The sequence below is a fragment of the Aromatoleum evansii genome, from assembly GCF_012910805.1.
Classification (GTDB): Bacteria; Pseudomonadota; Gammaproteobacteria; order Burkholderiales; family Rhodocyclaceae; genus Aromatoleum; species Aromatoleum evansii.
In genome coordinates, this window is record NZ_WTVK01000243.1 from 1 (window position 1) to 431 (window position 431).

The 431-nt window shown below is 68.0% G+C and carries 1 protein-coding gene; it reads right to left on the reverse strand.

What is annotated here, in order from left to right; genetic code table 11:
- On the reverse strand, positions 1 to 419 hold a 419-nt coding region (locus tag GO615_RS28130; RefSeq protein ID WP_169133099.1), incomplete at its 3' end, for an IS110 family RNA-guided transposase.
- Between the last annotated feature and the right edge of the window lie 12 nt (positions 420 to 431).

Below are 431 nucleotides of genomic sequence, written 5' to 3' on the forward strand. Positions count from 1 at the left end.
GCCCAGATGATACGGGCATTCTTGGCGGCCAGCGCAACGGCCGCCACGTTGTTGCACGAGCGCGCCTTCAAGTCTTCCACCCACCGGCTCTTGCGGTCGGTTCGCGCGGCCGTCAGCCGCAGCACCGAGCGGGCGCCGTGAATCAACAAGGTGCGCAGCACCACATCGCCGCGTTTGCTGATTCCGCCCAGCACGGTCTTGCCGCCGCTGGAATGCTGGCGCGGCGTGAGCCCCAGCCACGCGGCAAACTGCCGGCCGCAGGTAAAGGTGGTCGCCGGACCGACGCTGGCCACGATGGCCGAGGCCGTTACCGGCCCCACGCCTTCGATTGCCATGAGCCGCCGTGCGGCCTCGCTCTGTTGCGCGAGGGTCGAGATCTTACGGTCATAGGCTAGGATGCGTTCGTCGAGGGTGCGCATGCGGTCGTGCAG